The sequence below is a fragment of the Cereibacter changlensis JA139 genome (assembly GCF_003034985.1).
GTDB lineage: Bacteria > Pseudomonadota > Alphaproteobacteria > Rhodobacterales > Rhodobacteraceae > Cereibacter > Cereibacter changlensis.
In genome coordinates this window covers 1-7,203 of record NZ_PZKG01000164.1, presented here as the reverse complement: position 1 = coordinate 7,203, position 7,203 = coordinate 1, and the positions used below count along the sequence as shown (strand labels likewise).

Genomic DNA, 7,203 nt, shown 5'->3' with positions numbered 1-7,203 from the left:
TCTGGATCCACCGCCGCTGGCGCGCCGGGCGGAAGTAGCGCCGGGAACCGGTCAGCGCAGCCGCGCTGCGGCCAGGATCTCGGCCGGGCCGCTGTTCTGCAGGATCACCACCACCGGCTCGTCGCCCTCGGCCTCGGCCTCGATGTCGAGCGGGGCCTGGCCGCCCCATTCGCCCAGCACCTGCCAAGAGGTGACGATGTTGTGGTAGGTGACGGTCTTGCCGGCGTTCTCGCCGCTCTCGATCTCCACCGTCTGCTTCGGGATGTAGCGCACCAGCTGGATGCGCACCGCCTCGGTCAGCGGCGGATCGGCCTCGGCGATGATCCGCACGCCGCTGCCGTGCCTTTCCAGCCGCAGCGAGACCGGGCGGCCGGCGGCAAGATGGGCCTGCACCAGCGTGGCCAGCTCTTCGGGTTGATGGCCCTCTACCCGCTCCTGGCCGCCGACGATCATCTGCGGCGTGTAGATGGTGCGCGAGCCCGCGGCGCGGGCATAGGATTTCTGCCGGTCGGTGAACTGCGGGTTGGCGAATTGGTCCTTCCAGCCGATGTAATCCCAATAGTCGACATGCAGCGCCAGCGGGATCACCCTTGGGTCGGCGACAAGCATCGCCAGGTATTCATCGGCGGGCGGGCAGGAGGAACAGCCCTGAGAGGTGAAGAGTTCGACGACGACGGCCGGTTCGGACCTCTGGATCGGTTCCTGCGCCATTCCTGCGCCCGTGACTCCGACCCACAGGCCGCAGGCGGCACTGACCATCCATCGCATCTGCATGTCCCGATCCCCGTCTTACGCCTTCCGTTGTAGACACAGCCCCCCCGCCTCGCCAATCAAGGTTTTGCGAGTGTGGCCGGAACTCCGCGCCTCCCGTGCCCCAAAGAACACGAAATTCGCTCTGGATTTTCGGCATACAATTGCATACATAGGCTCTGCTCGCTTGCGTCATCAGCCCCTGTCGGGCATGAACGCTGCGGAACCCGTAGCCAATTTCACCTCGCCACGTTGCCAGGAGGCCCGTATGACCGTCACCGTCGGACACGACAGCCAAAAGACCCGCCAGACCCTGACCGCAGGCGGCGCCACCGTCGCCTATTACTCGATTCCCGCCGCGGAAGCTGCCGGGCTCGGTCAGTTCTCGCGCCTGCCGGCCGCGCTGAAGGTCGTTCTCGAGAACATGCTGCGCTTCGAGGACGGCAAGACGGTTTCGGTCGACGACATCCGCGCCTTCTCGGAATGGGGCGCCAACGGCGGCAAGAACCCGCGCGAGATCGCCTACCGCCCGGCCCGCGTGCTGATGCAGGACTTCACCGGCGTTCCCGCCGTGGTCGACCTCGCAGCGATGCGCGACGGCATCCTCGGGCTCGGCGGCAACGCCCAGCAGATCAACCCGCTCGCCCCGGTCGATCTGGTCATCGACCACTCGGTGATGATCGACGAATTCGGCAATCCGCGCGCCTTCCAGATGAACGTGGACCGCGAATACGAGCGGAACATGGAGCGCTACACCTTCCTCAAGTGGGGCCAGAAGGCGTTCAACAACTTCCGCGTCGTGCCGCCCGGCACCGGCATCTGTCACCAGGTGAACCTCGAATACCTGTCCGAGACCGTCTGGCTCGACGCCGACCAGAACGGCGAGCAGGTCGCCTATCCCGACACGCTGGTCGGCACCGACTCGCACACCACCATGGTGAACGGTCTGGCCGTTCTCGGCTGGGGCGTCGGCGGGATCGAGGCCGAGGCCGCGATGCTGGGCCAGCCGGTGTCGATGCTGATCCCCGAGGTCATCGGCTTCAAGCTGACCGGCGCCATGGTCGAGGGCACCACCGCCACCGACCTCGTGCTGAAGGTCGTGCAGATGCTGCGCAAGAAGGGCGTCGTCGGCAAGTTCGTCGAGTTCTACGGCGAGGGCCTCGACCGTCTGCCGCTGGCCGACCGCGCGACCATCGCCAACATGGCGCCGGAATATGGCGCAACCTGCGGCTTCTTCCCGATCGACAACGAGACGCTGCGCTACCTGCGCAACACCGGCCGCGACGAGACCCGTGTGGCGCTGGTGGAGGCCTATGCCAAGGCCAACGGCATGTGGCGCGACGAGGGCTACGACCCGATCTACACCGACACGCTGCATCTCGACATGGGCGAGATCGTTCCGGCCATCTCGGGCCCGAAGCGCCCGCAGGACTTCCTGCCGCTGACCGATGCGAAAGCCTCCTTCGCCCGCGAGATGGAAGCCTCGTTCAAGCGTCCGCTGGGCAAGGAGATGCCGGTCGAAGGCGAGGACTACTCCATGCATTCGGGCAAGGTGGTGATCGCCTCGATCACCTCCTGCACCAACACCTCGAATCCCTATGTGATGATCGGCGCCGGTCTGGTGGCGCGCAAGGCGCGTGCGCTGGGTCTGACCCGCAAGCCCTGGGTGAAGACCTCGCTCGCCCCCGGGTCGCAGGTCGTGTCGGAATATCTGGAGGCGGCGAACCTTCAGGAAGATCTCGACGCCATCGGCTTCAACCTCGTGGGCTACGGCTGCACCACCTGCATCGGCAACTCCGGCCCGCTGCAGCCGGAGATCTCGGCGGCGATCAACGAGGGCGACCTCGTGGCGGCGGCGGTGCTGTCGGGCAACCGCAACTTCGAGGGGCGCATCAGCCCCGACGTGCGGGCGAACTACCTCGCCTCCCCGCCGCTCGTGGTGGCCTATGCGCTGGCCGGTGACATGAACATCGATCTGACCACCGAGCCGCTCGGGATGGGCACCGATGGGCCGGTCTATCTGAAGGACGTCTGGCCGACCAATGCCGAGATCGCGGAACTGGTCGAAGCCACCGTGACCCGCGCCGCCTTCCAGAAGAAATACGCCGACGTCTTCAAGGGCGACGAGAAGTGGCAGGCGGTGCAGACGCCGGACTCCGAGACCTACGACTGGCCGGCGAGCTCGACCTACATCCAGAACCCGCCCTACTTCCGCAACATGTCGAAGGAGCCGGGGGTGATCTCCAACATCACCGGCGCGCGGGTGCTGGCGCTTCTGGGCGACATGATCACCACCGACCACATCTCGCCCGCGGGCTCGTTCAAGGAGACGACGCCGGCCGGGAAATACCTGACCGAGCGTCAGGTCTCGCCGCGCGAGTTCAACTCCTACGGGGCGCGGCGCGGCAACCACGAGGTGATGATGCGCGGCACCTTCGCCAACATCCGCATCAAGAACGAGATGCTGGCGGGCGTCGAGGGTGGCTACAGCCTCGGGCCGGACGGCGAGCAGACCTCGATCTTCGACGCCTCGATGGCCTATCAGGCGGCGGGCACGCCCCTGGTGATCTTCGGCGGCATCGAATACGGCGCGGGCTCCAGCCGCGACTGGGCGGCCAAGGGCACGGCGCTCCTGGGCGTCAAGGCGGTGATCGCCGAGAGCTTCGAGCGCATCCACCGCTCCAACCTCGTCGGCATGGGGGTCATCCCCTTCGAGTTCACCAACGGCGACACCCGCAAGACGCTTGGCCTGAAGGGTGACGAGGTCGTGTCGATCTCGGGTCTCGACGGCGATCTCGTGCCGCTGTCGATGGTGCCCTGCACCATCACCTATGGCGACGGCACGGTGAAGACGATCCAGCTGAAGTGCCGGATCGATACCGAGATCGAGATCGAATATGTCGAGCATGGCGGCGTGCTGCACTACGTGCTGCGCGATCTGGCCAAGGCCGGCTGATCTGCCTGACCGCGAAACGCAAACGCCCCGGCCGAAAGGCCGGGGCGTTCTGCTTTCCAGGGTCCGGCGGGCCTCAGACCATCGGCTTGAGGATCTCGACCTCCTCGCCGTCGCGCAGCGCTGTGTAGAAGCAGGAGCGGCGGTTGGTGTGGCAGGCGGGGCCGGCCTGATCGACCAGCAGCAAGAGGCAGTCGCGGTCGCAATCGACCCGCATCTCGCGCAGGGTCTGCAGGTGGCCCGAAGTCTCGCCCTTCACCCAGAAAGCCTGACGCGAGCGAGACCAATAGGTCACCGTCCCGGTCTCCAGCGTGCGGGCGACGCTCTCGGCGTTCATCCAGGCCATCATCAGCACCTCGCCGCTGGCATGGTCCTGGGCGATGGCCGGGATCAGCCCCTTCGCGTCATAGGTCAGGGTCTCGGGATCGAAAGCCATGGCATCCTCCTTTGCAAAGCGCGGGCGCGGGCCTATCTAGAACCGGCGCGGCAAAGAGGAAAGCCATGAGCGACGATCTGATCCAGCTTTACTCGGGCCGCATCCTGGAACTGGCGGCCGACATCCCGCATCTGGGCCGCCTGCCCGATCCGCAGGGCTCGGCCAAGCGGCGCTCGCCGCTCTGCGGCTCGACGGTGACGGTGGATGTGGCGCTGAAGGACGGGCGGGTGGAGACCTTCGCGCAGGACGTGAAGGCCTGCGCGCTGGGACAGGCCGCGGCCTCGGTCATGGGCCGGGCGCTGGCCGGGCGCAGCTTGGCCGAAGTGGAGGCGGCGCGCGACGCGCTGCGCGCCATGCTGAAGGAGGGCGGCCCCGTTCCCGCTGCGCCCTTCGAGGGCTTCGAGGTGCTGCTGCCGGCGCGCGACTACCGCAACCGCCACGCCTCGATCCTGCTGCCGCTGGAGGCGGCGGCGGAAGCCATGGCGAAGGCGACCGAAACCGCCTGACGCCCTGCCCGAGCATAAAAAAGACCGCCGCGCGTCGAAGGACGGCGGCGGCCAGGAAGGGTCTGTCAGGACAGGCAGTTGGCATCCATGGGGACGGATGCACGGACAGACCGCAGGCAAATCTCAGAGCGCGCTCGGCAGGTAGAGCGCGGCGATCAACAGCGAGAACAGCGAGGCGACGCCGATGGCGTCCTCCAGCAGCGTGGCGGAGGAGCGGGTCAGAAGGGCCTTCAACTCGGTCAGCATGGCAGTTCTCCCTGTTGCTTGTTCCTATATTGTTCTCATTGATTCGGGATTCTGTAAAGAACTTTTTAGGAACACTTAACGGGGAGAGGACGGCAGGCCACAGCGCCGGCCGGGGCCGGGCAGGGTTTTCCTGGGGACGGAAGAGAGGTCAGCCGATCGAGATCAGCCGGATGGCGCGGTCCTGATCCAGGAGCCACAGCAGGCTGCGCGCCGCCATGCCGCGCGGGCTCTCCAGCTTGGGATCGTCGTGCAAGAGCTTGCGCGCATCGCTCTGCGCCACGGCCATCAGCCCCGCCTGCCGCTCCAGATCGGCGACGCGGAAGCGCGGCAGGCCGGATTGCGCGGTGCCGATCAGGTCGCCCGCGCCGCGGATCGCCAGATCCTCCTCCGCGATGCGGAAGCCGTCCTCGGTCTCGCGCAGCATGGCCAGTCGGCGCTCGCCGGTCTCGGACAGCGGCGGTTGGTACATCAGCAGGCAGGTGGACTGCGCCGCGCCGCGCCCCACCCGGCCGCGCAGCTGGTGCAGCTGGGCGAGGCCGAAAATTTCCGCCCGTTCGATCACCATGATCGAAGCATTGGGCACGTTCACCCCGACCTCGATCACCGTGGTCGCCACCAGCACCTTGGTCTCGCCGCGCACGAAACGCGCCATCGCCGCGTCCTTCTCGGCGGGCGTCAGCTGCCCGTGGACCAGACCGACGACGCCCTCGCCCAAGGCCGCGCGCAGATGCTGGAAACGCGCCTCGGAAGAGGCGTAATCCACCACCTCGCTATCCTCCACCAGCGGGCAGACCCAATAGGCCTGCCGCCCCTCCGCCACGCGCTGGCGCAGATTGGCCACCACCTCGTCCAGCCGCTCGGTGGAGACCACGGCGGTCTTCACCGGGCTGCGGCCTGCGGGCTTTTCGTCGAGCACGGAAACATCCATGTCGCCATAGCTCGCCAGCGCCAGGCTGCGCGGGATCGGCGTCGCCGTCATCACCAGCACATCCGCCGCCTGCCCCTTGGCCCCCAGCTCCATCCGCTGCGACACGCCGAAGCGGTGCTGCTCGTCGATCACCGCAAGCCGCAGGTCGCGGAACTCGACGCCCTTCTGGAAGACGGCATGGGTGCCCACGAGGATGCCGGTCTCGCCCGAGGCCAGCGCCGCGAGCTTCGCCGCCCGCTCGGACCCCTTGTCGCGCCCGGTCAAGAGCGCCAGCCGCAGCCCCGCCGCCTCGGCCAGCGGCGCCAGGCTTTCGACATGCTGGCGGGCGAGGATCTCGGTCGGGGCCATCATCACGCCCTGCCCGCCGGCCTCCACCGCGATCAGCAGCGCGAGGAAGGCGACCAGCGTCTTGCCCGAACCGACATCGCCCTGCAGCAGCCGGTTCATCCGCGAGGGCTGCGCCATGTCGGCGGCGATCTCGGCCACAGCGCGGCTCTGCGCGGCGGTGGGCTTGTAGGGCAGGCTCGCCAGCACCTTCGCCTGCAGCGCCTCGGTGCCGCGGCTTACCATGCCCTTGCCCTTGCGCAGCGAGGCCCGGGCCAGGGCGAGCGTCAGCTGATGCGCGAAGAGCTCGTCATAGGCGAGCCGCATCCGCGCCGGGGCAGTGAAGGCCAGATCGGCGGGCGAGGCGGGGGCATGCACGGAACGGATCGCGTCGAGCCAATCCGGCCAGCCCTCCCGCGCCTTCTGGCCGGGGTCGATCCACTCGGCGAGCTCCGGCGCGCGGGCCACGGCCGATGCGGCGGCGCGGGTGACCAGCTTCTGCGTCAGCCCCGCCGCCAGCGGGTAGACCGGCTCGTAGCCCTTCAGCTCCCCCGCCTCCTCGGGTCGCAGGATGTGGTCGGGATGCACCATCTGGGCGATGCCGTCGAAGATCTCCACCCGGCCCGAAACGATGCGCTTCTGCCCGGTCGGCAGCAGCGTGGCGAGGTAGTCGCCACGGGCATGGAAGAACACCAGCTGGAACTCCAGCTGCGCGTCGCGCACCATGACGCGGTAGGGCCCGCCCTTGCGCCGCGACGGGAAATGGCTGCCGATGGTGACCTCCACCGTCACCGTCACAGGCGGCACCACATCCCGCACCGAGTTGCGCCGTTCGCGGTCCACCCCGGAATGTGGCAGCAGGTACAGCAGGTCCTTCGGCTTCTCCACCCCCAGCCCGGCAAAGGCCTTGGCAGTCTTCGGCCCCACGCCTTCCAGCGTTTCCAGCCCGGCGTAGAGCGGGAACAGGACCTCCGGGCGGCTCATGCGTCGCCGATCAGCGCGATCCAGGCGTCCTCGTCGATCATCTCGACGCCGAGCGCCTCGGCCTGCTTGGCCTTGC

Annotated in this window: 6 protein-coding genes; 2 read left to right on the top strand and 4 right to left on the bottom strand. The window is 67.9% G+C overall.

Annotated elements, in window-relative coordinates; genetic code table 11:
• Nucleotides 1–51 precede the first annotated feature (51 nt).
• Complete coding sequence (locus tag C5F48_RS20470; protein ID WP_107665639.1) at nucleotides 52–774, bottom strand: DUF1223 domain-containing protein; 723 nt, start codon at nucleotides 772–774, stop codon at nucleotides 52–54.
• 244 nt (nucleotides 775–1,018) lie between these two features.
• Here C5F48_RS20470 and acnA point away from each other — a divergent pair, with 244 nt between their 5' ends.
• A complete protein-coding gene (gene acnA, locus C5F48_RS20465) occupies nucleotides 1,019–3,706 on the top strand; it encodes an aconitate hydratase AcnA (RefSeq protein WP_107665638.1) in 2,688 nt (895 codons plus the stop codon).
• Nucleotides 3,707–3,779: 73 nt separating this feature from the next.
• On the opposite strand, the gene hisI is transcribed toward acnA, so the two are convergent.
• Nucleotides 3,780–4,139 (bottom strand): phosphoribosyl-AMP cyclohydrolase, encoded by a 360-nt coding sequence (gene hisI, locus C5F48_RS20460; RefSeq protein ID WP_107665637.1) that lies wholly within the window; start codon nucleotides 4,137–4,139, stop codon nucleotides 3,780–3,782.
• A gap of 65 nt (nucleotides 4,140–4,204) precedes the next feature.
• On the opposite strand from hisI, the gene C5F48_RS20455 reads away from it, so the two are divergent.
• Nucleotides 4,205–4,645 carry an iron-sulfur cluster assembly scaffold protein gene (locus C5F48_RS20455; protein WP_107665636.1) on the top strand — a complete coding sequence of 147 codons (441 nt, stop codon included), beginning with the start codon at nucleotides 4,205–4,207 and terminating at the stop codon, nucleotides 4,643–4,645.
• 123 nt (nucleotides 4,646–4,768) lie between these two features.
• Here the strand turns inward: C5F48_RS20455 and C5F48_RS26235 are convergent, their stop codons facing one another.
• Both C5F48_RS26235 and recG read right to left on the bottom strand, forming a co-directional pair.
• The gene (locus tag C5F48_RS26235; RefSeq protein ID WP_258186543.1) at nucleotides 4,769–4,891 is read right to left on the bottom strand and encodes a hypothetical protein; all 123 of its coding nucleotides are present in this window, start codon (nucleotides 4,889–4,891) and stop codon (nucleotides 4,769–4,771) included.
• Nucleotides 4,892–5,039: 148 nt separating this feature from the next.
• Complete coding sequence (recG, locus tag C5F48_RS20450; protein WP_107665635.1) at nucleotides 5,040–7,127, bottom strand: ATP-dependent DNA helicase RecG; 2,088 nt, start codon at nucleotides 7,125–7,127, stop codon at nucleotides 5,040–5,042.
• Nucleotides 7,128–7,203 lie beyond the last annotated feature (76 nt).